This is a genomic window from Dickeya sp. NCPPB 3274, assembly GCF_000406205.1.
Lineage (GTDB): Bacteria > Pseudomonadota > Gammaproteobacteria > Enterobacterales > Enterobacteriaceae > Dickeya > Dickeya fangzhongdai.
In genome coordinates, this window is record NZ_CM001979.1 from 1,626,152 (window position 1) to 1,652,640 (window position 26,489).

The 26,489-nt window shown below is 56.4% G+C and carries 17 protein-coding genes and 1 pseudogene; 15 read left to right on the forward strand and 3 right to left on the reverse strand.

The genetic code is table 11. From position 1 onward, the window contains the following. The first annotated feature begins 19 nt into the window (after positions 1–19). From opp1B to DXX3274_RS07890, 10 genes are all read left to right on the forward strand, one after another. Positions 20–952, forward strand: coding sequence for a nickel/cobalt ABC transporter permease (opp1B, locus tag DXX3274_RS07845; RefSeq protein ID WP_042861950.1), 933 nt, complete (start codon positions 20–22; stop codon positions 950–952). Between the two features lie 2 nt (positions 953–954). Further along, positions 955–1,821, forward strand: coding sequence for a nickel/cobalt ABC transporter permease (gene opp1C / locus DXX3274_RS07850; RefSeq protein ID WP_042859323.1), 867 nt, complete (start codon positions 955–957; stop codon positions 1,819–1,821). After that, positions 1,818–2,630, forward strand: coding sequence for an ABC transporter ATP-binding protein (locus tag DXX3274_RS07855; RefSeq protein ID WP_042859324.1), 813 nt, complete (start codon positions 1,818–1,820; stop codon positions 2,628–2,630). The genes opp1C and DXX3274_RS07855 overlap by 4 nt, the downstream gene beginning before the upstream one ends. 3 nt (positions 2,631–2,633) lie before the next feature. Continuing rightward, complete coding sequence (locus DXX3274_RS07860) at positions 2,634–3,395, forward strand: ABC transporter ATP-binding protein (protein ID WP_042859327.1); 762 nt, start codon at positions 2,634–2,636, stop codon at positions 3,393–3,395. A 229-nt stretch (positions 3,396–3,624) separates the two neighbouring features. Then, positions 3,625–4,095, forward strand: a complete 471-nt coding sequence (locus DXX3274_RS07865) for a MarR family transcriptional regulator (protein ID WP_042859328.1) — start codon at positions 3,625–3,627, stop codon at positions 4,093–4,095. Between the two features lie 17 nt (positions 4,096–4,112). After that, a complete protein-coding gene (locus DXX3274_RS07870; protein ID WP_042859329.1) occupies positions 4,113–5,291 on the forward strand; it encodes an efflux RND transporter periplasmic adaptor subunit in 1,179 nt (392 codons plus the stop codon). 10 nt (positions 5,292–5,301) lie between these two features. Then, the gene (locus DXX3274_RS07875; RefSeq protein ID WP_042859330.1) at positions 5,302–6,828 is read left to right on the forward strand and encodes a DHA2 family efflux MFS transporter permease subunit; all 1,527 of its coding nucleotides are present in this window, start codon (positions 5,302–5,304) and stop codon (positions 6,826–6,828) included. Positions 6,829–6,922: 94 nt separating this feature from the next. Further along, positions 6,923–7,822: a helix-turn-helix domain-containing protein gene (locus tag DXX3274_RS07880; RefSeq protein WP_042859331.1), complete on the forward strand. Its 900-nt coding sequence runs from the start codon at positions 6,923–6,925 to the stop codon at positions 7,820–7,822. Positions 7,823–8,212: 390 nt separating this feature from the next. Continuing rightward, positions 8,213–9,883, forward strand: a complete 1,671-nt coding sequence (locus DXX3274_RS07885; RefSeq protein ID WP_042859332.1) for an alpha-keto acid decarboxylase family protein — start codon at positions 8,213–8,215, stop codon at positions 9,881–9,883. A gap of 244 nt (positions 9,884–10,127) precedes the next feature. Continuing rightward, entirely contained in the window at positions 10,128–10,613 is a 486-nt protein-coding gene (locus tag DXX3274_RS07890; protein WP_042859333.1) for a DUF2501 domain-containing protein, read from the forward strand. A gap of 223 nt (positions 10,614–10,836) precedes the next feature. On the opposite strand, the gene DXX3274_RS07895 is transcribed toward DXX3274_RS07890, so the two are convergent. Beyond that, on the reverse strand, positions 10,837–11,427 hold the full coding sequence (locus tag DXX3274_RS07895; protein ID WP_042859334.1) for a flavin reductase family protein: 591 nt from the start codon (positions 11,425–11,427) through the stop codon (positions 10,837–10,839). Positions 11,428–11,809: 382 nt separating this feature from the next. Between DXX3274_RS07895 and DXX3274_RS07900 the strand changes: the two genes are divergently transcribed. From DXX3274_RS07900 to DXX3274_RS07920, 5 genes and pseudogenes are all read left to right on the forward strand, one after another. After that, positions 11,810–12,142, forward strand: coding sequence for a DUF1971 domain-containing protein (locus tag DXX3274_RS07900; RefSeq protein ID WP_042859335.1), 333 nt, complete (start codon positions 11,810–11,812; stop codon positions 12,140–12,142). A gap of 10 nt (positions 12,143–12,152) precedes the next feature. Next, positions 12,153–12,491, forward strand: coding sequence for a DUF1869 domain-containing protein (locus tag DXX3274_RS07905; RefSeq protein WP_042859336.1), 339 nt, complete (start codon positions 12,153–12,155; stop codon positions 12,489–12,491). Positions 12,492–12,799: 308 nt separating this feature from the next. After that, entirely contained in the window at positions 12,800–13,999 is a 1,200-nt protein-coding gene (locus DXX3274_RS07910; protein ID WP_042861952.1) for a multidrug effflux MFS transporter, read from the forward strand. A gap of 97 nt (positions 14,000–14,096) precedes the next feature. Beyond that, positions 14,097–14,468: a flavodoxin gene (locus DXX3274_RS07915; protein WP_084478732.1), complete on the forward strand. Its 372-nt coding sequence runs from the start codon at positions 14,097–14,099 to the stop codon at positions 14,466–14,468. A gap of 80 nt (positions 14,469–14,548) precedes the next feature. Further along, a pseudogene (locus DXX3274_RS07920) lies at positions 14,549–14,812 on the forward strand (flavodoxin); the annotation flags it as partial. Between the two features lie 480 nt (positions 14,813–15,292). Here DXX3274_RS07920 and DXX3274_RS07930 read toward each other — a convergent pair. Both DXX3274_RS07930 and DXX3274_RS07935 read right to left on the reverse strand, forming a co-directional pair. Next, entirely contained in the window at positions 15,293–16,969 is a 1,677-nt protein-coding gene (locus tag DXX3274_RS07930; protein WP_042859338.1) for a cyclic peptide export ABC transporter, read from the reverse strand. An 83-nt stretch (positions 16,970–17,052) separates the two neighbouring features. After that, positions 17,053–26,457 (reverse strand): non-ribosomal peptide synthetase, encoded by a 9,405-nt coding sequence (locus DXX3274_RS07935; RefSeq protein WP_152495240.1) that lies wholly within the window; start codon positions 26,455–26,457, stop codon positions 17,053–17,055. Between the last annotated feature and the right edge of the window lie 32 nt (positions 26,458–26,489).

Consider the following 26,489-nt stretch of genomic DNA (forward strand, 5'->3'; position numbering starts at 1 on the left):
GCAGAGGAAAATGGATCTGATGCGTGCTTATTTCATCAAACGATTATTCATGACGGCGCCGCTGGCCGTGGTGACGTCGTTTCTGGCTTTTTCGCTGCTGAATCTGGCGCCTTCCGACCCGGCCGAAGTGGCCTTGCGCGTGAATGACATCGTGCCGACCGACGCGGCGGTGCAACTGATGCGTCATGAGTTAGGGCTGGATCGGCCTTTTCTCCAGCGCTATTTATTATGGCTCTGGAACGTACTGCACCTTGATTTCGGCACCTCGTTCATCACCAGACAGCCGGTGTGGCATGAATTTATGCAGGCGCTGCCCGCCACGCTGTATCTGGCCGCGGTGTCGCTGTTAATGATCGTCACGCTGTCGCTGACGTTGGGCATCGCCTGCGCGGTCACCGAAAATACCCCGTTCGATAAAGTGGTCCGCAGCGTGGTTTTCCTGACGGTCGCCATCCCCAATTACTGGATTGGTTTGCTGTTGATGTGGGGGCTGGCGGTCAACATGGACCTGTTTCCCGTCGGTGGTATGCAGGACGAACGATCGGTCATTCTGCCGTCATGTACGTTGATGCTGGGATATATCGGCACCTATATCCGCCTGATCAGGGGCAGCATGATCGGCAATTTGCAGCAAAATTACGTGTTGTACGCCAGAGCGAGAGGGCTGCCTGCGCCGCTGATTATCGGCAAGCATGTGCTGGCGAACTCGCTGCACGCGGCGCTGGTGGCGATAGGTATGAGCATTCCGAAACTCATTGCCGGCACGGTGGTGATCGAAAATATCTTTGCCTGGCCCGGCGTCGGCCGCTTGTGCCTTTCCGCTATCTTCAATCGTGACTATCCGATGATTCAAGCCTACATGCTGCTGATGGCGCTGCTGTTCCTGGGGTTCAATTTTTTGACCGACGTGTTGCAGGTCAAATTTGACCCGCGCATCAGGGGGGAACGTTGAGCATGGCGTGGAATATCGGAAAAAAAATAGCGCAGGATCGACTGGCTTTGCTGTGTTGTCTGTTGCTGTTGACGGTGTTGATTTTCGGCGTCTTCGCCCCGTACATCGCTCCGCATGATCCGGCGTTGACGTCGGTCAGGCATAAATATCAGGGCGTCAGTCTGCTCTATCCGCTTGGTACGGACAATCTGGGCCGGTGTGTGTTTTCGCGTCTGGTCTTTGGCGTGAGAACCACGGTGTTTTATAGCCTGGCGGCCATGATGCTGACCGTGCTGACCGGCGCCATCGTCGGCCTGATCGCCGGCTATTGCCAAGGCAGAATCGACGGGTTTTTGATGCGCGCTTGCGACGCCATGCTCTCTTTTCCCGGCGAGGTGATGATTTTCGCCATCGTGGGGATTATCGGGCCGGGCATGCAAAATATCCTTCTGGCGGTGGTGCTGGCGAAATGGGCCTGGTATGCGCGAATGGTCAGAGGGATGACGCTGCGGCACGGCAGTAAAAACTATGTCAATTACGCGCGTGTTATTGCCGCGCCTTCCGCCTATGTCATGCGCAGGCACTTATTGCCGGCCGCCGCCGCCGACCTGGTTATTCTGGCTTCCGCGGATATCGGCAGCGTGATACTGATGATCTCCGCGCTCTCTTTTCTGGGGCTGGGCGCCCAGCCGCCGCTGCCGGAATGGGGCAATATGCTCAGCGAGGCGAAAAACGTCATGCTGACTCACCCGACACAGATGTTGCCTGCCGGCATCGCCATTGCCGTGGTGGTCGCCGCCTGTCATGTGGTCGGCGATTTTTTGCGCGACGCGCTGGATCCTGCCGGTTATGTCAGCAGCGAAGACGCCGCGAAGAGTGAGCCACGATGACGCCGCCGGTATTGCTGGAGATTAACCGGCTCTCGGTTGCCGATACGCGAAAAGGCCGCCTCCTGCTCAACGATATTACTCTGACGCTGCATGAACGTTGCTGTACGGCTGTCGTGGGGGAGAGCGGGGGCGGAAAAAGCCTGTTATGCCGCAGTGTGCTCGGCTTGTTGCCGCCCTGGCTGCGCGTCAGCGGCGAAACGGTTTTCCGCGGCCGCGATTTGCAACGTCTCTCGTCCAATGCGTGGCTGACCATTCGCGGCAAACAGATCGCGCTGATCATGCAAGATGCCGTCAGCGCGTTTGATCCGCTGTATACGGTGGGCAACCATCTTGATGAAACCCTGAAACGGCATACCGCGTTAACGCGCGCGCAGCGCCGGGCCCGCGCGAAAGCGATGCTGGAAAACGTCGGGCTGCGGGATGCGGCCGAATTACTGGCTAATTATCCCCATCAGCTGTCCGGCGGGATGCTGCAACGTGTGATGATCGCCATCGCGCTGGCGTCGCAACCGGCGTTGATTATTGCGGATGAACCGACCACCTCGCTTGACAGCATTACCCAGTATCAAATCATGCAGCAGTTTATCCGCCTGCAAAAACGCAGTCATAGCGCCATGCTGTTCGCCTCTCATGACCTGGCGCTGGTCAGGGCGCTGGCGCAGTATGTGGTGGTGATGAAAGACGGCCGGATCGTTGAACAGGGGGAAACCGAACGGGTATTCGCCCACCCCGAACAGGATTATACGCGCGGCCTGATTGATACCCGCAGACGACTCAGTCTGGCTTTCAATCAGATGATGGGGAAATGACGCATGTTGCTTGAGGTTCGGCAGGTTGAAAAAAGCTATTGGGAAAACCGCGGACATTTTTTCTCGAAAAGAAAACGCACGGTGATAAAAAATGTCTCGTTCTCGCTTGAGCACGGCGATTGTCTTGGCGTTATCGGCGAAAGCGGCGGCGGAAAAAGTACGCTGGCTCGCCTGATTAGCGGGCTGGAACGGCCCGATCGGGGGACAGTATTGTTGGCGGGCGAGCCGGTCTTCTGCCCCGAAAACAGAAGGCGCCGCATTAGCGCCGTGTTTCAGGATTATACGTCGTCGATTAATCCGCTGATGACGGTGTATCAGGCGTTGTCCGAACCGCTGATGTTGCAGAAAACCACCGGTCGGGCCGGGCGGGATCGCCGCATAACCGAATTATTAGCGTTGGCTGGGTTAGCGCCGGAATTCAGCGGGCGTTACGTCCATGAATTGTCGGGCGGCCAGATTCAGCGCGTCTGTATTTGCCGGGCGGTGGCGACACATCCGCAACTGCTGATTCTGGATGAAGCCATCAGCGCGCTGGATGTGTCCTCACAGGTGCAGATTCTGGATCTGCTTATCGACCTGAAAAAGCGGTTTAACCTTTCCTGCCTGTTTATTACGCATGATATTCAGGCGGCGGCGTACCTGTGCAATAAAGTGATGTTTTTCCGCGAGGGCGAAATCGTTGAAGCCTGCGCCGTTAACGATTTATCCACGGTTTCCCATCCATACTCAACATCGCTGCTGCAAGCGGTCATGACATTTCGCTAGCGCGCGATGGCGTTATGCCTGCCGCATGACGGCTTCACGCCGGCAGCGCCACGACTCGCCTGCCAGAGAATTACCCTGCCAGAGAATCACCGGACCGGACATCGCCGCTTCGGAACGCCGCGATGGCGCTCCGGGGAGCAGATCGTGCGTGAATAAGAATCGATATTGACATTTTACTGACTAGGCATTAATTTCATTTTAAATTAATGCCTAGTCAGGTTCTTGTGCAATGAACAACACCGTCAATGAAACGCTTTACCCGATTGGCTTGCTGATCCATCTGGCAAACCAGTTCAAAGATAACCTGCTGAATGACTATTTTGCCGACAGCGACATCACTGCGCCCCAATTCAAAGTCTTGATCAGTATCTATAAAGGCTTCACCAGCCCGGTGGATGTGAGCAAAAACGTGATGATGGACGGCGGCGCGCTTAGCCGCATGGTTGAGCGGATGGTGAAGCGGGAGCTGATTTTGCGGCAGCCTCACCCCTGCGACAAACGTCAGGTGATTCTGGCGCTGACCGAAAAAGGGCAGGCGATCTGCCAGCATTTCGAGCAGGAGGGGATGCGGATTGTACTGGCGCAAACCACTGAGCGCCTGACGCATCAGGAAGCGGAACAGCTGATGCAACTGCTTACCAAGATGTTGCCGGATGACGTGATCGCACGTTATTCCCCTCACTTAACCTTCCCACAATAATAAAGGCCACGACTTTCATGGATACCACCTCCACGCCATCGGCGCCGCGCAACGGCCGTCGTAAACGTCAATTCGCCATCCTGCTGCTGGTGTTGCTGCTGGCCGCGGCAGGCGGCGCTGTCTATTACCAGCTTTACCTGCGCTTTTACGAAACTACCGACAATGCCTATGTGGGCGGCAACCTGATCACCCTGACGCCGCAGGTCGGCGGCACTGTGACCCAGGTTAGCGTGGACGACGGCGACTATGTGGAAAAAGGGCAGTTGCTGGTGCAGCTCAGCCCAAACGATACCCTCATCGCGTTGCAGCAATCGGAAGCGCAACTGGCCAGCGCCGTGCGTCAGGTGCGCGGCCTGTATAGCACCGTTGATAACTATCAGGCGCAGGTCGCGTCCAGACAGGTGGCGCTGCAACAGGCGATTGGCGACTATAACCGCCGCAAAGGGCTGGTGGCGAAGGGCGCCATTTCCGCCGAGGATCTGGCGCATTATCAGGATGCGGTCAACAGCGCCCGCAGCGCGCTGGATGCGGCCGAGCAGGCGTTGCGCACCAATCAGGCGATGGTCGATAACACCGTGCTGGACGACCATCCCGACATTAAAAACGCGGTGGCGGATCTGCGCAGTAAATATCTGGACTGGGCGCGCAGCGCTATCGTCGCGCCGGTCAGCGGCTATGTCGCCAAACGTGCGGTTCAGGTCGGGATGCGCGTCAGTTCCGGCGCGACCCTGATGACGATCGTACCGCTCGATCAGGTATGGGTGGACGCCAATTTCAAGGAAAGCCAGATGCTGCAAATGCGGCTGGGACAGCCGGTGACCCTGACGGCGGATATCTATGGCGACAAAATGGTATACCACGGCACCATTCAGAGTCTGGGGATCGGCACCGGCAGCGCGTTCTCGCTGCTGCCGGCGCAGAACGCCAGCGGCAACTGGATTAAGATCGTGCAGCGTCTGCCGGTGCGCATCGCGTTGGACCCGGAAGGATTGAAACAGCGCCCGCTGCGTATCGGCCTGTCGATGCTGGCTAGCGTAGATCTGCACAATACGCAGGGCGAACTGCTGCCGGCCGCACCGATCGGTGCGCCGCGCTATCGCACCGATGTATACGACGATCCGCTCCGACAGGCTGACAAACTGGTGGCGAAAATTCTTCGCGACAACAGTCAGCCATTGACGAGCTCGCGTGGCTAAGGCGCCGGTGATGAACGATAAAGCCGCTTTTACGCCGCCGAATCCGGGGCTGGCGACGCTGGCGATATCGCTGGCGACCTTCATGCAGGTGCTGGATTCCACCATCGCCAACGTGTCGCTGCCGACGATTGCCGGCAACCTCGGCGTCAGTTCGGATCAGAGTACCTGGGTGATTACGTCGTTCGCCGTGTGCAACGCCATTTCTCTGCCGCTGACCGGCTGGCTTGCGCGCATCGTCGGTCAACGGCGGTTGTTTATCGTTTCGGTGCTGCTGTTCAGCCTGGCCTCTTTTCTGTGCGGCTTCTCGCGCAGTATGACGGAACTGATTGTTTTCCGGGCCTTGCAGGGCTTTTTCGCCGGGCCGATGTACCCCATGTGTCAGACGCTGCTGCTGATGATTTTCCCGCCCTCGCGCCGCAACATGGCGCTGGCGTTACTGGCGATGGTGACGGTGGTGGGGCCGATTGTCGGTCCGATTACCGGCGGGTGGATCACCGATAATTACGCCTGGCCGTGGATTTTTTATATCAACGTGCCGATCGGCCTGTTCGCCGCCGGGGTGGTGATGGCGCAACTGCGCGACTGGCAGGACACGACGGAGCGCGCCCGCGTCGACTACGTCGGCATCGGCCTGTTGGTTCTCGGCGTCGGCCTGTTGCAGGTGGTGCTGGATAAAGGCAACGACCTGGACTGGTTTGCTTCCCCGGATATCGTGACGATGTCCGTGATTTCCGCCATCGCGCTGGTGTCCTTTGTGCTCTGGGAGTTGGGAGAGCGCGACCCGCTGGTCAACCTGAGGCTGTTTGCCGATCGAAATTTCACTATCGGCACGCTGTCGCTGATGTTCGGCTACGCCGCGTTTTTCGCCATCAATGTGATTTTGCCCCAGTGGCTGCAAACCTGGATGGGATACACCTCGACCTGGGCAGGGCTGGCGGCCGCGCCGATGGGGATGTTGCCGATGCTGCTCACGCCGCTTATCGGCCGTTACGGTAACCGGGTCGACTTGCGCCTGCTCGCCACGTTGTCGTTTGTGATCATGGGGCTGTCGTGCCTGATGCGCGCCCAGTTCACCATCGACGTCGATTTCATTACGGTGGCCGGCGTACAGCTGTTTATGGGGATTGGCGTGGCGTTTTTCTTTGTGCCGCTGACCTCCATTTTGCTGTCGAGCCTGCACGGCAAGGATGTGGCGGAAGGTTCCGGACTGGCGACCTTTCTGCGCGTGCTGGGCGGCAGTTTTGCGTCGTCGCTCACCACCTGGATCTGGTCGCATCGCGAGATCTATCACCACGCGGTGCTGAGCGAAAGCGTTTCCGTCTACAACCCGGCGGCGGTGGATTACCTCAATCAGATGGGCGGCATCAGTCAGACCACGCTGGCGCAGCTGGACAAAACCGTGCAGCAGCAGGCGTGGATGGCATCCACCATCGACTATTTCCATCTGCTGGGCTGGGGGTTTATGGGGCTGGTGGTGATCATCTGGTTCGCCAGACCGCCGTTTACCAAAACAGGGCCGGCCGCCGCCGGGCATTAGCCCGCGGCGTGGCCGATGGGTAAATTAATGCCGATGCAGGTTCGTCATCGGCGCGTGTTTCGATGTTTCTGATGTTCAGCAAGGGGGTTCTGCCATGTTGTTATCCACGATGCCGTCCATGATGAGATTTACCGCCGATCTAATTGGCTGGATAGAGAACCATCTTGAAAGCCCGCTGATGATCAATGACGTCACCGCGAAGTCGGGCTACAGCAAATGGCATTTGCAACGCATATTCAAGAAAGAAACCGGCGTTTCGCTGGGGTCGTATATTCGCAGCCGGCGGTTGAGCAGAGCGGCGGTCGAATTAAAGCTGACCAACCAAACCATTCAGGACGTGGCGTTACGTTATTGTTTTGATTCCCAGCAGTCATTTACCCGTACCTTTAAAAAACATTTCGGGATGTCGCCCGGGCATTATCGTAAAGCTTTACGTTGGGATTTCTCCGGCTTGCAACCGTCATTAGACGCTAGCGTGGACTGGCTGCCGATTCCTGAAGTGGTTGATTTACCCGCCAGACCGGCTAATACCTACTTTTTTGAGCATACCCAAAGTATTGATGACTTTATTTCGGCAAGCGATATTCCGCAAAGAATAAAGCTGTGGGAGCAGACCAGCCGTCGATATAGTGGCCCGGAGGTGGTTATCTATTCTTTTTCAACCTTTATTCCGGACGCGAATCGGGTTAATCGCCATGTGCGAATGGAATACCATATTAGCGCCGTCGACCCGTATAATAACGGCGATGCTGATAATGATTACAGGCAGACGCCGGTCGAGACGGAGCGCTATTTACGCTTTCTGTTTTCCGGGGATGTAGAGGAATATACGTTGTTTTTGAAAACGATTTACCAGCATATTTTACCCGGCCGTTCTTATACCCGTATGAATGGCGGCGATCTGGAAATCATCCGTTGCAGGAAAGATGCGCAAGGTGAGATAGATAAAGACTATTTTGAAGTGGAATATTATGTTCCGTTTGATCGCAAATAAAAGATACACCCTAAATAATTCAAGTTGCAGGAAAGCCAACGCACCTGCAACTTGAAGTATGACGGGTATAAACACTAAAGCAGTATCATTCCTCTGGGGAATGGCATTGCAGTTGGCGGAAATGACCGGGTGATGACTAATTAATAGATGGGTAACAGTAAAGGCGTGTCAATATATACCCTCTGTGTCTAACCGTTTTCGCCATCAATACCATTGCGTATAGCCATGTTTTTGTTTTTATTTAAAATAATTCACAGTGTGAATTTTTGAACCACATGAAATTCGCTGTTTGGCGTATTTTATTCATCTCATTCAATAAAAATATGAGAAGTTTTTATCTGATCGTTAATACTTTCCAGTAAATAGGACGAGCAACATGGAGAAAGTAACGTGACGAATAGAAACTATACAATTGGCGATTATTTATTAGATCGTCTGGCGCAGAGCGGTATTCAGCATCTTTTTGGCGTTCCCGGTGATTACAATTTGCAATTTCTTGATCATGTCATCAGCCATCCCGCTATTTCCTGGGTAGGTTGCGCCAATGAACTCAATGCCGCTTATGCCGCCGATGGCTACGCCCGCTGCAAATCCGCCGCGGCATTGCTGACGACGTTCGGCGTCGGCGAATTAAGCGCGATTAACGGTATTGCCGGCAGTTATGCCGAATACGTTCCCGTCATTCATATCGCGGCGGCGCCCAGACAACAGTCGCAACAAAAAGGCGAACGCATGCACCATACGTTGGGGGATGGCGACTTCAGCCACTTTCTGCGCATGGCGACCGAGGTGACCACAGCCAGCGCCAGCCTGACCGTCGACAACGCTACGGCAGAAATCGATCGGGTTGTTAGCGCGGCGCTCACGCTTCGCCGTCCGGTCTATTTGTTTTTGCCGTTGGACGTGGCTGCGGCGCCAACCGACGATCGGCCCTCTCCGCTGGCTCTGCCAGACCCCTGGTGCGATCAGGCTTCGCTGAACGCGTTCAGCGCGGCGGCAACCGCGCTGCTGGAAAACGCGGGGACGGTTTCGTTGCTCGCGGATTTTCTGGCGCAGCGCTTTGGCGCAGCGGCAGCCTTACAGCGCTGGCTGGAACGTGTGCCGCTACCACATTCAACTTTGCTAATGGGGAAAGGCACGTTGAATGAACAGCATCCGAGCTTTATCGGCACCTATGCCGGGAGCGGCAGCAGTGAGAGCGTCAGGTCGCGTATTGAAGACGCCGACGTCATCATCAGCGTCGGCGTTCTGTTTGTCGATTCCATTACCGCCGGGTTCAGCCACCGGATTCCCGCGGGAAAAAACATTGATATTCAGCCGACGTTCGCGCGGGTAGGGAATCAGACGTTTCCCGCCGTCCCGATGCTAAAGGCGATTGACGCGCTGGAAACGATCACCGCGGCGCAAGCGGCCCGCTGGAACCCCGGTTTTATTACGCCGCCGGCACTGCCTGCGCCGCAAGATAAAAACTTCCTGGACCAACGCGAGTTCTGGCGGCAAATTCAGCATTTCATTCGTCCTGGCGACATCATTGTGGCCGAACAGGGAACCTCCTGCTTCGGGGCGGCGATGCTCACGTTGCCGCAGGAGTGTCAGTTTATTGCCCAGCCTTTATGGGGATCGATCGGCTACACGTTGCCCGCCGCGCTTGGCGCCAAGACCGCCTCTCCCGATCACCGGGTCATCCTGCTGATTGGCGACGGCTCTCTCCAGCTTACCGTGCAGGAACTCGGTTCGATTATTCGCGACGAACTCAGCATGGTGGTGTTGGTACTGAATAATCAGGGCTATACCGTCGAGCGAGCGATACACGGCCCGGAACAACGCTATAACGACATCGCGGCCTGGAACTGGACGCAGCTCCCGATAGCGCTTGGCTGTGACAGCGATAAGGTGTTCATCAAACAAACCCGCACGCCAGACCAACTGGCTCAGGTTCTGGCCGACATTGATGGGGAACATCGCCTGTCGTTTATCGAAGTGGTGTTACCTAAGATGGATATACCGGATTTACTGCACACGGTTTCTCAGTCGATTGAAATGCGCAACACCGTGCAGTAATGAATGGTCGTGATGATGTGCAATGTGTAATGTGCATGGAGCCGGCGTCGGCGTGCCGAATGGCGAAAACCATGAATGGGGTAATCATTAAACCGAAGTCATGCCCGTGAGAAGAGCGCGTCATGGTGGCGTGTAAATCATGACGCTGTCTTCATTAGGGTGATTTCGGTTTTATCGGATGGTGCCTGATGGCTGCGAAGGTATACTGCATCGCAGTTTTCGATCACAAAAGAGTAAGTGTGTTATGACATTAATCAAACGTGCAGTGAACATCGTGGGTGTGGCCGCTCTGATGGCGGCAGCGAGTTACGTTCAGGCGGCAGGCTGGCAGGATTCCCTTTCCAGCGCGGCCAGCCAGTTAAGCCAGAACGGCGCTTCATCCGGCAACCTGAGTGGGCTGACCGGCTTGCTTAATGGCGAAACTCAGTCGCTGAGCGCCGGCAGCATGAACAATGCGGCGGGTATCCTGCAATATTGCCTGAAACAGAAGCTGGTTTCGGCGACAAACACCGAAAATGTCAAAAACCAGTTGCTGAATAAGCTGGGCCTGAGCTCTCAACAGGAGCAGCAGAAACAGACCGATTATGTGCAAGGGTTGGCCGGCTTGCTGAATACGGGGGAGGGGAAACAGGTAAACCTGAGCACGTTGGGTAATACCCCGCTGGCGGAAAAAGTCAAAGCCAAGGCGTGTGACATCGTATTAAAGCAAGGCGTGAAGTTTATTTCCTGACGGAATATCCCCGACCAGCGCGCGGCATTGATAGCGTCTGGTCGGGTAACGTGCCATAAAGGTCAGCAGATAAATACGACGGTGGCGTAACCGATCGTATTTATCTGCAGTGCTTCACTGCATTTTGAGCAGGAGGCATGTCGTGATGCCGAAACCGTGCCGGATTAACAATAACCTATTTTTCTGAACCCTATTTAATACAGGGCTGGCGCTCTGTCTATGGTTAGTGACCGTATTTAAAATTAAAGCCTAACGCATCGCCAGTGGTATCGTACTCGCGGAAGTTATATATCAACGGCTTCCACTTTGACGAGTCGATGGCATCGTTGTGACCCAATAGATGGCTTTCTACCCAGATATTCAGAATATCAAGCTCAACAAGTATAAAACGCCCTTTGTCCGTCGTGCTTACTGTTTTGCACTCCGCCTGAATTGGGCATTCAACTACGCGCGGTGGTGCAATTCCGGCTGATTCTTCAGTATGAAGCCCGGTTCTGGCGAATTTATCGTGACATACCTGAACGCCCCATTTGATTTGGCTTTCAGATAATGTATCTCCACCAGTCAGCTTACCGATTTCCTCCACTTTTTCCCAAAGCGTAGAATCAGGGATATTTATGACCGCATCGGACCCCGATATTAGGTTGCTGTGTGTCTTGCTGCCTTTGCTGACCCCGATAATAATTTTATCGCCAAGAGAGATCGACGAGGATACGGGGGCGATATTGGTATTCCCGTTACGGCTGTCTGTCGTGGTGACAAGAAAAACCGGGAAGCCGTAATAAAATGAATTTAACTTCACATTTTTCTTCATTTCAGCATAGAACCCATTATTTGAAGACTTACATGGCGCCCATTTCTACTCTTCCTGCTTGTCTTTAACAATAACCACAATTGAGTATTTACGGGGTATACGTGCTATATGTTAATACGTTTGTTGGTTATCTGCATAAAAAACTCCTGTTCACGTAATGTGACGGTTTTGGGGTGTAACTATTCCTTTTGGCTTGCTGGTGATATGGGTAGCCGAGCTGCAGCACATTTATATACTGCATCATGGGCTTGCTGTGGGTGTTGCGCCGCAGTGAAAAATAGAGAGGAAAAAATAATCCACAAACCTGAAAAGAGGTATATGATATGCATCATATTGCTTTATCCTCCCACCTTTTTAAAACTGGGAAAAATGAGGTTAAAACATGCAACGAATCGTAATACCAGCTAATTATATTCATACGCGTACAACGCCTTTTTGGACCAGGGATACTGCGCCGGCGTCTATTTGGCAGCGGCACCTGGATGCGGGTACCCGCCAGGGCGTTTACCCGCGTTTATGCGTGATGCAAGGGGCTATCCGTTATTATGGTTACGCTGATGAGACAAGCCCTGATCCTGTTGACACGTTGACGATAGAGGCCGGGCAGTTTGGTGTATTCCCGCCCGAAAAATGGCACCGAATAGAAGCATTATCTGATGATACGCTATTCAACGTTGATTTTTATGTCGATCCTAAAATTTTGATCGAAGGCTGAGGTGTTAATAATGGAAAGCGAAAATAAAGGGTATTCCTTAGCGATAACTAACCGTGGCAATAGTGAAAAAAAAGAAAAGATTTTTTTGAAACCCATGTCCTTATATGTGCCGGACGTCGCCGCTCAGGCAGTTGCCGCGCTGATCAACGAACTGTCGGAAACAAGTCAAAAGGGTAAAGATTTTGTGCTGACCGTTACCAATCAAAATAATGGCGTGTCAGTAGATAAAGATTTCGCTGCTCTTTCTGAACTGAAAGACCCGGCTATTGCCGCCGATGCCGTCAAAGAACTGATTAATATTGTGCGAGGCTACGAGTCAGACGAGGAAACTAACGTTTGCGGCTGGTAGCGGGCCGTGTTGAGGTAGTAAATACTCCTTATATATCTATTCGATGTGGAGTGAATATAAGGGGTATTATTTAGTCAGTCTCCGTGTAAGTATTATTGCGCAGTGATCGACGGATTTGCTCCAGATTCTAAATTCGCAGGGTACGTAATTCGTGAACATTGCGCCATTGTCATTATCCTGGATGCCTGTGGCTGCTCAGTAATACCTGATTCATGAGTCTTACTCATAAAGCCATTCTGTAGCGCATGATTATCATCGGGTTCAATCCCGGTAATATAGCGCACAGAATCTACGCTTAAATGACCGGTATGAATCAACTCCAGATGCGATCGAAAAAAACCTCAGAGCTATTTTTTATTGCCATTCTCAGCGCCCTGATGGCGTTTACTTCTTTATCGACAGACATTTACTTACCCGCCATGCCAGTCATGGGGAAAGATTTACAGGGTGATGTGGAACTGACCATCACTGGCTTTTTAATCGGCTTTTGCATCGCACAGCTGATTTGGGGGCCATTAAGCGACCACTGGGGTCGCCGGACGCCGCTGTTTATTGGTATGGCGCTATTTATCGTCGGCTCCGTGGGCTGCGCACTTTCAACCACTATTTCGCAAATTGTTTTCTGGCGTATCTTTCAGGCGCTTGGCGCATGCACAGGGCCGATGCTGGCTCGCGCGATGATCCGCGATCTATTTAGCCGTATCCGGGCCGCGCAAATGCTCTCTACGCTAATAATCATTATGGCGATTGCGCCGATTGCCGGGCCGCTACTCGGCGGGCAATTGATCAAAGTGACGTCATGGCACGCGATTTTCTGGCTGCTGGCGGTGATTGGCCTGCTCATGTTCATTTCATTATATTGGCTGCCTGAAACCTTAGCCGAAGACAGACGAGTAAAGGCTTCTTTATCCAGCGCCTTCCGCAACTATTATGCACTGCTGACGAATACCGCTTTTATGCGCTTCACCCTGTGCCTGACGGCCTATTATGTCGCCGCCTACGCTTTTATTACCGGGTCAGCCTTTGTCTACATCACTTACTTCGGTATCGATCCACAACATTACGGCTGGTTATTTGCGCTGAATATTGTCGGCGTGGTGGGAATGAGCATAGTGAACCGCCGTTTGGTTCAACGTTACCCGCTTGAGAAGTTGCTTAAATTTGCCGTGCTGATCGCCACCGCCGCCTCACTCGTTCTTGCGTTAGGCACAAAACTCAACATCGGCGGGATGGTCCTGATTGTGGTGTCGGTGTTTGTTTTCTTTGCGATGAACGGCATTATCGCTGCAACATCGACCGCCGCCGCGCTTGATACCGTGCCAAATATTGCGGGTTCCGCGTCGGCATTAATCGGCTCGTTACAGTACGGTAGCGGCATTATTTCCTCCTTGCTGCTTGCCCTGTTGGGGGACGGCACGCCGTGGACGATGGCCTGGATTATCGCCTTGTTTACCGCGATCAGCGCGGTAATTGTGCTGACCACACGAGTAGCGAAAACGGCCGGTTAGGTATTTTTGTCGAAGATTGATGTTTTCGGGATAGCGCTTTCGGCCATATATCACGAACTCGCTTTTATACCCGTCACTTTTTAAGGAGGCATGATCCATGACTGACGAACATGATTCCACCCGCAGGATGCTAATTACGGCACTGGCAGGATTAACGCTGACCACTGTCACGCTGTCACCGGCCGCTGCCGCCTCCGGGAATAATCAAAATAACAGCCGTACCCTGGTGGTGTATTTTTCCAGAAGTAACAACACGCGGGTGATAGCGGGTGTTATTCATCGCAGCCTAAACACCGATCTTTTTGAAATTGAGCCGGCGAGCCCTTATCCGGCGGATTATTTTCAGACCGTGGCACAGGCGACAACCGAACGCGACCGTGGAATAAGACCGCCATTAAAAAATCGCGTCGTCAATATCGAGCGCTATACCCAAAATAATTCAAGTTGCGGGAAGGCGGCAACCGAGTGAATCCCCAGGAGCTTACATAAGTAAGTGACTGGGGTGAGCGAGGGCAGCCAACGCAGCTGCAACTTGAAGTATGACGGGTATATCAGACCATTTATTTAGGTTTTCCTATCTGGGGAACCACCGTTCCACCCGTCGTGCAGACCTTTCTCAGTACGCACAACCTGACGGGTAAAATGCTGATTCCTTTTATTACCCACGGGGGATACGGTCCTGGCAACAGCGTGGATGTTCTGGCTGCCCTGGCGCCGGGAGCCAGGCGAGAAAAACCGCTGGTCATTGAATGCGATCAGGAAAGAAAAACGACAGAAACGGTGACCCGTTGGTTGGAGGTGATCCGTAGCTGACTTAGGCCATGAGTAAATTTGGAAAATAGAGGTCATTCATCGCCGCTAAATAATTATATTCTGGTGACGGTTTTTTCATTGACCGCATGCATCCTTAACGATGTCCTTTCTTTCTCTCCGTTGTTTGTTATGGAGCAGTGCTTCAGGATATTTTCAGGGCAAAAGCGATCTGCTTTTCAGTGAGTCGTGGCTTTCTCATGCCGGATGACCTCTTTTTTCAGGAGAAGACAGGCCGGAAACTCAACGTTACGTCGGTACTGAACAAAGGGAGAAGGTCAAAGTGATTTTCTGAAAGGGGGCTAAAAAGCAAAAAGCAGATGTCTTTCGACATCTGCTTTTCTAAATTTGTCGCCTCTGACGGGGATTGCCTTTGCCAGTAACTGGTTAATAAATGAGCCAAACTGTAATGCCCTTTCTGTCAAGACCACCAGAGTGACTACGATATGGGTATTGCGCTGCGAAAGCTCGCAATACCTGCCATCAACATCCACCATCAATCAATGGACGCCCCCCAGCCGATGAGGGTGCCCCTCTGACCAGTTGACCGTCATCAAACCGGAGCAACTGATCGGCCAGATGAAAGTAACGGTCATCATGGGTGATCACAATCACTAGTTTATTCTGCGCTTTCAGGCGGGGAATGATCTCGGTGTAAAACAGCCGACGGAATCTGGGGTCCTGATCTGCTGCCCACTCGTCAAAGACACAGATTGGTGTGTTCTCACAGTAAGACATGATCAGCGCCAGACGTTTTTTCTGCCCGGAGGAGAGGTTCGTTGAGGACAGCCGACCGTGGGAGACGGTCACTTTATTGTTCAGTTCCATATCACCCAGATGGCGTTGGATCATAGCGTCATCACCGGGGTTACCCCATTCATCCAGAACGTGATCGAACAGGAAGAAATCCGCGAAAATCGTGGAAAACGCCTGCTGGTATTCGGCCAGCGGGATGGTCTCAGACACGATGTCATCATCCAGGCTGATTTGGCCCTGATCCGGCTGGTACAAGCCGACTAGCAGTTTTGCAAACGTCGATTTACCGCTGCCGTTGCCGCCGGTCAGAAAGACCGCTTCCCCACGCCGGAACTGTGCATCGATCGGGCCGATGCCAAAGCGGTACTGATCCTCTGCATCTGCCTGATAGTGAAAGGTGAGCTGGCGGACGTTAAGCGTCTGCCATGCCAGCCGTTCTGAGAGCGAATGGTGGCTTGATGAGGCCATGTCGGCCTCGTCCCGGGCCAGCGGCAGCCCTTCGACGTTACGGTAGGAGACGGTAAATTCGCTGAAACGGGATAATGAACTGACGACGTTTTCCACCGGGTCGATCATATACAGGATCACCAGTACGAAGCCGACGACCGAGTCGGTCGGGATGTCTTTGAAGTACAGGCTGGAGCCGAATACCACCAGGCCGACCAGAAAAAAAATCAACGTCGAACCGATACTGTTCAGCATCGTAAAGATCAACGATACCCGGACACTGAGATGGCGGATATCACGGTAATTGGCTTTTAGAACCCGTTCATAAATGAAGTGACGCCGTCTGGCATTAATGCTCAGTTCCTGGCTGCCGTCGACCATCATCTGCATGCCCTGAAACAGCGTATCTTCATAGTGGCGTAAGTGCTTGAAATGGCGCAACCCATAACGAAGGAAGACGCTGGCGATCAGTCCGAGCAGGATGATAAGCGCCGTTGAAACCAGAAACAGACGCCCGGAGAGATAACTCATATAACTCAGACAGAGCACCACTGTGATCAGGCTGTAGATGAACTCCGGCAGAATCAGCAGGCCTTCCGACAGTTTGGCCGCGTCGGTTTTCAGCGCGGCCAGAATGCGGTGCCCGCCGATGCGTTCAATGATGGCATAAGGCGTTGACAGCAGACGGCGGGTTAGTGAGTCCCTGAATTCATAAACGACGCGGGCCCCCAGCCTGGCCAGCAGATATCTGGACATCAGGCCGAACAGCAATACCGCTGATACAGCCAGTAAAAACCAGACAAAAGGTGTCGCGCTGGCAGCGGACTGGCTGGTCATGGCACTGATCTGCATGGTAATGATCTTTAGCATGCCGATACCAGACAGCGCGCTGATAGCACTCAGCACCGTGGCCAGCAGAACCAGCCATTTGAAACGGACAACGATAAATTTGAACATCCGTTTTTCCTGTTTTTCCTTGTTATTCAGTATAAAACCGCCGGTTGTGATAACCGGCGGGGGATTAATGACACGGCTATGGCTTATTTCCGCTGTACCGTGTCGGCAATAAACGCCACGTGCGGCATTTTCAGCAACTGGACATGGTTGCCGGAGCCTCGCTGAAGCGGTATTGCCGGGATCAGCGTCTGCCAGCCAGTCATCCGGTCGACTCCTGCGTCCTCAGCCAGGATCAGTGACGGCGTGACATCCGGCAGCGACGTCGGCTGGTATCCGGTGCGCAGGTTGGCGGCAAAAACCCGGAAGATGGCCGTCAGATCCTGTGCCCGGCTACTGGCCGACATCACACCGCGCTCGACCAGGCGCTGATGCAGGCACACCAGCCGCTGCGGTTGCGTCAATGCCGCCAGCTCAGACTCCGTCAGTTCCAGTGCTGTGCCTTGCATTTCAAACAGCGCGATCAGCCGCATGAATATCTGCATGTCCGGGTACTCTTTCGCTGCCTGAGGCGCTCTGGAGTCCACCAACGTCAGCGATGCCACCGGCGTGCCATCCTGCTCCAGCCGTCGCGCCAGCTCCAGTGCACTCCAGCCGCCGAACGAATGGCCCAAGAGATGGAGTGGCCCGTTGAGCGACTGTGCCTTAAGCGCCTCCAGATAATACTGGGCGGCAGCCTCGACCGAACTGTGAGGTGTGGTGCCTTCCAGCAAACCTTGCGGCTGCAGGCCCCATACCTGCCAGTCATCCGGCATGGCGGCAGTCAGCGCCATAAAACTCATGACGTTATCACCGGCACCGGGAATGCAGACCAGCACGGGCCCGGCCTGTCGGCCTGCCTGTAACGTGATCACCGGCGTCTGAGTATGCTGCACGGTTGTCGGCTCTGGCAGCCTGCGGGCCTGAATCGCCAGGGATATCTGCTGACCGACCGTACCGACATGGGCTTTGGTAAACAGGCTCATGTGATCACCGGGCACCGGGGTCACCCGGATCGAGGACGGCGGTAAGATGCGGTCCCAGTGCAGGTACGGCTCTGCCCGTGCCAGACTGTCACGGGCAGCCAGCAGGTCAACCTGTACCGGCAGTGGCTGTGGCCGGTATTCTGCATTCAGCAGATCCTGACGGTGCTGCAGCCAGTGGCAGAAATACGTCGGCGCCCAGTCAGATGGGATGACGCCCAGTTGGCAGGCCAGTGCATGGTAATCCTGCCATTGCCGACACGTAGCCAGCGCTGCGGTTGGCAGCGGCTCACCCCGCAGCGTCAGGACATCCTGAATCAGTGCCTGACTCATTTGCTCCAGCGTATCTTCCGTATTCGATACCGACTCGACTGGCGGTAAAGCCCAGGTATCCAGCAGCCCCAGGAATTCAACCGACTGGTTCAGTCCGATCAACTGCGCGGCAATTTCATACGCCAGCGTGCCGCCCAGCGACCAGCCCAGCAGGCGATAAGGCCCCTGCGGTTGAACTTCGCGGATAATGCTGACATAACGGGCTGCCGCCCCTTGCAGCGTTTTGAAGCTCGGCAGATGGCGATCCGGCCCCTGCAGGCCGTACACCGGAATATCCGCATCAATCGCTGCCACCAGTTGCGGGCCGTAAAGCAGTTCGCCAGTTGCCTCCGGCACCATGAACAAGGGGCGTTGCGACCCGGACGAACGCAACGCTACCCAGGCCTTGCGCTGTGTTTCTGCCGTTTCGAGCGCTGCTGCCAGTTCAAACAGGCGAGGTGATTCAAACAGGGTGGACAGGGAAAGCGTGAATCCACGCCTGTGCGTTTCACTCACCAGTTTCACCGCCAGTAATGAATGGCCGCCGAGTTCAAAGAAGTGATCCTGACGACCGACACGCTCAATCCCCAGTAGCGTTTGCCACAGCTCCGCCAGCATGTGCTCCATGGCACTGCGCGGGGCTTCAAAGGTCTGGCGGATAAAGGCACTGTCATCCGGTTCCGGCAGGGCTTTTTGATCAATCTTGCCATTGGCCGTCAGCGGCAGTGCGTCAACAGATACATAGACCGCCGGGGTCATGTAGGCAGGCAGTTGCCCGGCGATGTGACCACGTAGTGCCTGCACGTCAGCGTCGCCGACATACCAGGCCACCAGACGCGGCTCACCGTCCTGACCGGGGCGTGCCAGCACCACAGTGTCCGTGACCTGCGTGTGACTGCGCACCGCCGCTTCGATCTCACCCAGCTCGATACGGAAACCGCGTATTTTGACCTGATGATCGTTACGGCCCAGATAGTCGAGGGTGCCGTCGGCATTCCAGCGTGCCAGATCGCCAGATCGGTACATCCGTGCCCCGGTTTCCGCCGCGAACGGATCGTCGAGGAACCGTTCCGCAGTCAGTTCTGGCCGGTTCAGGTAACCCCGCGCGACACCGGCTCCAGCAACATACAGCTCGCCGATCACACCGATTGGCACCGGTTGTTGCTGCGCATCCAGCAGGTAGGTGCGTAAATCCGGCAGGCGACGTCCGATCGGGCTGGCAGTAGACATGACATCCTCTGGCTGCAACGGCTGCCAGGTGACGTGTACCGTGGTTTCGGTAATACCGTACATATTGATGAGCTGTGTCCGATGATTGGCTGCTCGTGAATACCACGGTGCCAGGCTCGATGGATTCAGCGCTTCACCGCCAAAAATCACATAACGCAATGCGTGGTGCCCGGCGTTGTCGGCCTGCGCCGCCATCAATTGCCGGAACGCGCTCGGCGTCTGGTTGAGAACCGTGACTTCTTGCTCACAAAGCAACTGATAGAAGGCCTGCGGCGAACGGCTGACCAGATACGGCACCACCACCAGACGACCCCCATTGAGCAGTGATCCCCAGATTTCCCAGACTGAAAAGTCAAAGGCGTAGGAGTGGAATAGCGTCCAGACATCCTCGGCACCGAACTGGAACAGCGGTTGCGAGGCGCGTAACAGCCGCACGACATGGTGATGTTCCACCAGCACGCCTTTCGGCAGCCCGGTGGAACCGGAGGTGTAGATGACATAGGCCAGATGACGGGGTGTCAGGTCCACTGCCGCCGGGTTGATATTATCAGCAGAGCAGGTGGCCCAAGGCTGTGCCGGGTTATCCAGCGCAATCACCGGGCTGTCAGTCGGCACGTTGGCACGCAGCGTGGTCGTGGTGATCAACGCGACCGGCTCACTGTCACGCAGAATATAGTGCAACCGTTCTTCCGGATAGCCTGGGTCGAGCGGGACATAGGCCCCACCGGCTTTTAGCGTCGCCAGCAGCGCCACTACCAGGTCGACACTGCGTTCCAGCGCAATCGCCACCCGATTATCCGGCCTGACGCCCTGTTCAATCAGCCAGTGCGCCAGCTGATTCGCACGGCGGTTTAGCTCGCCATAGCTCAGTGACTGACCGTCAAAGACCACGGCGACCGCATCCGGCTGCCGGGCGGCCTGCTGTTCAAACAATTCATGGATGCAGATATCCGCCGGGAAGTGGGTCTCGATTTCATTGAAGTCGTACAGCACCTGCCGGCGTTCGGCGTCCGGCAGCACCGTCAGGCGATGTACCGGTTGCGTTGATTCCTGCGCCAGCGCGTCGGCCAGTGCCGTCAGCGTGATCTGCATCATCTCACCGACACGCGCCGCACCGATACCCGCAGCGACCTGAATATCCAGACTGAAGCCCGCCACGCCCTGATCGTTCACCGATACGTTGACCGGGTAGTTGGTGCGCTCCTGGCTGAACAGTACGTCGATGCCCGTCAGTTCTGTCTGTACATCCGTCTGCTCGCTGCCGCCGTTATAGCGGTAGTTGAGCAGGCTCGTGAATAGCGGGCTCTGGGTACCAACGCCGCTGTATTGCTGGACGTCGGCCAGTGAGGCGTGCTCGAAGTTCAGCAGCCCGGCCAGGCCGTCGTGCGTCTGGCGCAGCGCCTGTTCGACGCTGACCTGTCCCAGCGACAGGCGCAACGGCAGAGTGTTCAGGAACATGCCCAGCACCCGGTCAGCGCCTTCACCACCGGCCATACGGCCAAACAGCACGGTGCCGAACACAACATTGTCCTGTCCGGTGGTGGCCTGCACCACGCGACCCCAGGCCAGATGGAACAGGCTGGCGACGCTGATGCCGCGCTGTTGTGACAGTGTTCGCAGCCGTTGCCCCAGGGTATCTGACAGTGGCAGATGATGTTCGTCGATGTGCTGGCCACTGCCCTGAATATCCAGTAGCCCGAACGGTGCACAGGGCTCGTCAATATCCCCGAGCTGTGTGCGGAAATAGTCCTGCTGCGCCGATTGTTGTGCTGGTATAGCCGTTTGCTGACGGGCGAGGGCGACGAACTGCCGGAACGGCAGCGGGGTGGGTAACTGGTCGGCCTTGCCTTCAAGGTGTGCCTGCACCTCTTCCAGCAGCAGCTCCAGCGTGGTGTGGTCCATGCACAAGTGGTGGTGCAGCAGGCACAGCAGCCAGCGGTTATTCGCCGGGTCGGCGGCCTGCCAGGCTTGTATCATCGGTGCCTGAGCGACATTCATCTGCAACTGCGCCGGGGTAAAGCGCTGCTGCAGGGTGTCGGCGACATCGTCGGACTGGATAACCAGCGTTTCCACCGGCATCAGCGCCTCGCGCCAGACCACCTGAACGGCCTCGTCCAGTCCTTCCCAGACGATGCCGGTACGCAGAATGTCGTGACGCTGAATGACTGCCTGCAAGGCGGCAATGAAATGATCCAGCCCGTCCTTTTCTTCAAAACTCAGGATGGAGCGGGTGATGTAGGCATCGCCCACCGGCTGCAGCAGATGGTGAAACAGAATACCGGTCTGCAACGGTGCCAGCGGGTAGATGTCCTGCACATTGCGAACCCCTCCCGGCACGGTAGCCGCCACGGCATCAATCTGCGCCTGTGTCAGGGCCACCAGTGGCAGCATCTCCGGGGTGATTTGTGTGCTGTCGGTATGGATCCGATTGGCCGGTACAGTGCCAGTCGTGGTGTCGGCGGTCAGTGTGGCCGCCAGAGCGGCCAGTGTCGGCTGCCTGAACAGTTCGCTGACCGGGAGTGTATAACCCGCCTGCCGTAAGCGTTCGATCAGTTTAATCGCCAGCAGGGAATGGCCGCCGAGTTCGAAGAAATGATCCTGACGACCGACTTGTTCGATACCGAGCAGATCCTGCCAGAGGGTTGCCAGAGTGTGCTCAGTCCTACCTTGTGGTGCCTCGTAGTCGGTGCGAACAAAGGCGTTGTCGTCCGGGGCCGGCAAGGCGTTGCGATCGACTTTACCGTTTGGCGTCAGCGGCAGCGTGGGCATCTGAACACAGGCTGCTGGCACCATATGGGCAGGCAGCCGCTCAGCGAGATGGCGGCGCAGCGCATGTGCTTCGGCATTACCGACATACCAGACGATCAGACGCGGTTGGCCGCTATGATCCGGTCGTGTCAGGACCACGGCCTCGGTGACACCGGCGCATCCGAGTGCGCAGGATTCGATTTCACCCGGCTCGATACGAAAACCGCGGATCTTGACCTGACTGTCGTTGCGGCCCAGGTATTCCAGTGTCCCGTCAATCTGCCAGTAGCCCAGATCGCCGGTGCGGTACATCCGGGCTCCCGGCTCGTGAGCAAACGGATCATCCTGAAAGCGCTCTGCTGTCAGATCGGGGCGATTCAGATAGCCGCGTGCGACACCGACGCCACCGATATACAGCTCACCGGTGACACCGACGGGTACCAACTGACCATGACTGTCCAGCAGATAGATTTTTGTGTTTTCAACCGGGTAACCGATCGGTGGCTGACCAGCATAAGGCTGATGCAGGGCAAAAGTGCTGGCCCAGATCGTGGCTTCTGTTGGGCCATAGGCGTTGTAGACCGCCCGGCCTGTACACCAGGGGGCAATTGCCTCACGGCTGATGGCTTCCCCAGCTGTCACCAGCACGGCCAGCTCCGGCAGCGCCTGTGCCGGGTTCAGACTGGAGAGCGCCGCCGGTGGCAGTGTGGCATGGCTGATTCGCTGTTGCTGCATAAACTGCGTCAACGTCTCACCCAGCAGTCGGCCCCGTGGCAGGTACAGCGTTGCCCCAGAGCACAACGCCATCACGATATCGAACAGACTGGCATCGAAACTGAGGGAACTGAACTGGAGTACACGGCTGCCTGCCCCTGCGTTAAACAGACGGATTTGTGCTTGTGATAGATTGCACAGACCCCGGTGTTCCACCAGCACGCCTTTCGGCTGCCCGGTGGAGCCGGAGGTGTAAATGATATAGGCCAGATGACGGGGCGTCAGGCCCACCGCCGTCGGGTTGATATTGTCGCTCGGGCAGGTTGCCCACGGCTGTGCCGGGTCATCCAGTTCAATCACCGGGCTGTCAGTCGGCACGGTAGCGCGCAGGGTGGTGGTAGTGATCACTACCACCGGTGCGCTGTCGGCCAGCATGTAATGCAGGCGATCTTGTGGGTAGTCCGGGTCGAGCGGGACATAGGCCCCACCGGCTTTCAGGGTCGCCAGCAGCGCCACCACCAGGTCGACGCTGCGCTCCAGTGCAATCGCCACCCGATTATCCGGCCTGACGCCCTGTTCTGTCAGCCAGTGCGCCAGCTGATTCGCACGGCGGTTCAGCTCACCATAGCGCAGTGACTCCCCCTCGAAGACCACGGCGACAGCGTCCGGCTGTCGGGCGGCTTGCTGTTCAACCAACTCATGAATGCAGACCGCTGTCGGAAACGCGGTGGCGGTGTCATTAAAGCCATACAGTACCTGCTGGCGTTCGGCGTCCGGCAGCACCGTCAGGCGATGCACCGGTTGCGTTGGTGCCTGCGCCAGCGCGTCGGCCAGTGCCGTCAGGGTGACCTGCATCATCTCACCGACACGGGCCGCACCGATACCTGCGGCAACCTGAATATCCAGACTGAAGCCCGCCGCGCCCTGATCGTTCACTGATACGTTGACCGGGTAGTTGGTGCGCTCCTGACTGAACAGCATGTCGATGCCCGCCAGTTCTGTCTGTACATCCGTCTGCTCGCTGCCGCCGTTATAGCGGTAGTTGAGCAGGCTGGTGAACAGCGGGCGTTGAGCACCGACGCCGCTGTATTGCTGGACGTCGGCCAGCGAGGCGTGCTCAAAACGCAGCAGCCCGGCCAGGCCGTCGTGCGTCTGGCGCAATGCCTGTTCGACACTCACCTGTCCCAGCGACAGACGTAACGGCAGGGTATTCAGGAACATACCCAGCACGCGGTCCGCACCTTCGCCACCGGCCATCCGGCCAAACAGCACGGTGCCGAACACGACGTTGTCCTGCCCGGTGGTGGCCTGTACCACACGGCCCCAGGCCAGATGGAACAGGCTGGTGACGCTGATGCCGCGTTGTTGTGACAGTGTTCGCAGCCGTTGCCCTAATCGATCTGACAGCGGCAAATGATGTTCATCGATGCGCTGGCCGTTGCCCTGAATATCCAGCAGCCCGAACGGGGCGCAAGGCTCGTCAATATCACCGAGCTGTGTGCGGAAATAGTCCTGCTGTGCCTGCGCATCCGTCTGCTGACGGGCGAGGGCGACAAACTGCCGGAACGGCAGCGGGGCAGGTAGCTGGTCGGCACGGCCCTGCAGGTGCGCCTGAACCTCTTCCAGCAGTAACTCCAGTGTGGTGTGGTCCATACACAGATGGTGGTGCAGCAGGCACAGCAGCCAGCGGTTATTGGCCGGGTCGGCGGCCTGATACCCCTGGATCATCGGTGCCTGAGTGATGTTCATCTGCAATTGCGCCGGGTTAAAGCGCTGTTGCAGGGCGTCGGCGACATCGTCGGACTGGATAACCAGGGGTTCCACCGGCATTAGCGCTTTGCGCCAGACCACCTGAACGGCTTCGTCCAGCCCTTCCCAGACGATTGCTGTGCGCAGAATGTCGTGGCGTTGAATGACTGCCTGCAAGGCGGCAATAAAATTATCCAGCCCGGTCTGCTCCTTAAAGCTCAGGATGGAGCGGGTGATGTAGGCATCCCCCACCGGTTGCAGCAGATGGTGGAACAGAATGCCGCTCTGCAACGGTGCCAGCGGGTAGATGTCCTGCACATTGCGCACGCCCCCCGGCACGGTAGCCACCACGGCATCGATCTGCGCCTGTGTCAGGGCCACCAGCGGCAGCATATCCGGGGTGATTTGGGCACTGTCGGCATGGATCCGATTGGCCGGTACAGTGCCAGTCGTGGTGTCGGCGGTCAGTGTGGCCGCCAGTGCAGCCAGCGTCGGCTGTCTGAACAGCTCGCTGACGGAGAGTGTGTAACCCGCCCGGCGCAGGCGTTCGATCAGTTTAATCGCCAGCAGGGAATGGCCGCCGAGTTCGAAGAAATGATCCTGGCGCCCGACGCGCTCAATCCCCAGCAGGTCCTGCCAGAGTTGCGCGAGTCTCTGTTCGGCTGCGCCCTGCGGTGCCTCGTAGTGAGTACGGATAAAGGCGCTGTCGTCCGGGGCAGGCAGCGCCTTGCGGTCCACCTTGCCGTTTTGTGTCAGCGGGATCTGCTCCAGCCTTATATACGCCGACGGCACCATATAGCCTGGCAGGCGCTGTGCCAGTTGCGCTTTCAGTGCCTCGATGGTGATTGCCTCATCCGACAGGGTGTAATACGCCACCAGTCGCTGATCGCCGGTTGCGGTGCGCTGTGCGATCACCACCGCCTCGCGTACACCAGTGCCGCCCTGCAACACCGATTCAACCTCACCGGGTTCAATACGGAAACCACGGATCTTGACCTGATCGTCATTACGGCCGAGGTAATCAATGGTGCCGTCGGCATTCCAGCGGCCCAGATCGCCCGTCTTGTACAAGCGTGCGCCCGGCCCGGTCGAGAACGGATCCGCCAGGAAGCGTTCGGCGGTGAGGTCGGGGCGGTTCAGGTAGCCGCGCGCCACACCGGTACCGCCGATATACAACTCACCGGTCACACCGACCGGCACCGGCTGGCGGTCAGCGTCCAGCAGATAAACCCGGCGGTTGGCCATCGGTCGGCCGATATGCGGCCGGGCTGTTTGCCCGGTGATGCGCGTGTGGGTGCTGTCCACGGTACATTCGGTCGGGCCGTAGACGTTATGGAACGCCACCCCTTCCCGCGAGGCCAGCGCCTGCCATTGCGCGGCACTGATGGCTTCGCCGCCGAGCAGGACCGTGCGCAGTAAGGGCGGTAACGGCCCGGCGGTCATCAACAGTGCCAACTGCGACGGTGTGCAGTCAAAGACCGCCAGCGCCTGCTGTGTTATCCAGTCACGCAGCTGTTCACCGTTCTGGCGTATCGCCTCGGGCACAATCACCAGCGTGCGGCCTGAGGCCAGTTGCACCAGTTGCTGCACGGAGGCATCAAAGGATGGCGAGGCATTGAGGCTGACGCGTTGCAGGTCGGCTGAACCATACACCGCCTGCTCCAGCCCGGCCCAGAGGTTGACCACGCTGCCATGCTCGACCAGCACGCCTTTGGGCTGTCCGGTGGAGCCGGAGGTGTAAATCACATAGGCCAGATGATGCGGCGTCAGGCCCACTGCCGCCGGGCTGATGTCGTCGGCCGGGCAGA

Coding starts and splice junctions, on each gene's coding strand:
- DXX3274_RS07865 (WP_042859328.1), top strand. CDS start 3,625: ATGAACAACACCGTCAATGAAACGCTTTACCCGATTGGCTTGCTGATC.
- DXX3274_RS07915 (WP_084478732.1), top strand. CDS start 14,097: ATGACTGACGAACATGATTCCACCCGCAGGATGCTAATTACGGCACTG.
- DXX3274_RS07870 (WP_042859329.1), top strand. CDS start 4,113: ATGGATACCACCTCCACGCCATCGGCGCCGCGCAACGGCCGTCGTAAA.
- DXX3274_RS07910 (WP_042861952.1), top strand. CDS start 12,800: ATGAATCAACTCCAGATGCGATCGAAAAAAACCTCAGAGCTATTTTTT.
- opp1B (WP_042861950.1), top strand. CDS start 20: ATGCGTGCTTATTTCATCAAACGATTATTCATGACGGCGCCGCTGGCC.
- DXX3274_RS07860 (WP_042859327.1), top strand. CDS start 2,634: ATGTTGCTTGAGGTTCGGCAGGTTGAAAAAAGCTATTGGGAAAACCGC.
- DXX3274_RS07890 (WP_042859333.1), top strand. CDS start 10,128: ATGACATTAATCAAACGTGCAGTGAACATCGTGGGTGTGGCCGCTCTG.
- DXX3274_RS07855 (WP_042859324.1), top strand. CDS start 1,818: ATGACGCCGCCGGTATTGCTGGAGATTAACCGGCTCTCGGTTGCCGAT.
- DXX3274_RS07900 (WP_042859335.1), top strand. CDS start 11,810: ATGCAACGAATCGTAATACCAGCTAATTATATTCATACGCGTACAACG.
- DXX3274_RS07880 (WP_042859331.1), top strand. CDS start 6,923: ATGTTGTTATCCACGATGCCGTCCATGATGAGATTTACCGCCGATCTA.
- DXX3274_RS07895 (WP_042859334.1), bottom strand. CDS start 11,427: ATGAAGAAAAATGTGAAGTTAAATTCATTTTATTACGGCTTCCCGGTT.
- opp1C (WP_042859323.1), top strand. CDS start 955: ATGGCGTGGAATATCGGAAAAAAAATAGCGCAGGATCGACTGGCTTTG.
- DXX3274_RS07930 (WP_042859338.1), bottom strand. CDS start 16,969: ATGTTCAAATTTATCGTTGTCCGTTTCAAATGGCTGGTTCTGCTGGCC.
- DXX3274_RS07905 (WP_042859336.1), top strand. CDS start 12,153: ATGGAAAGCGAAAATAAAGGGTATTCCTTAGCGATAACTAACCGTGGC.
- DXX3274_RS07875 (WP_042859330.1), top strand. CDS start 5,302: ATGAACGATAAAGCCGCTTTTACGCCGCCGAATCCGGGGCTGGCGACG.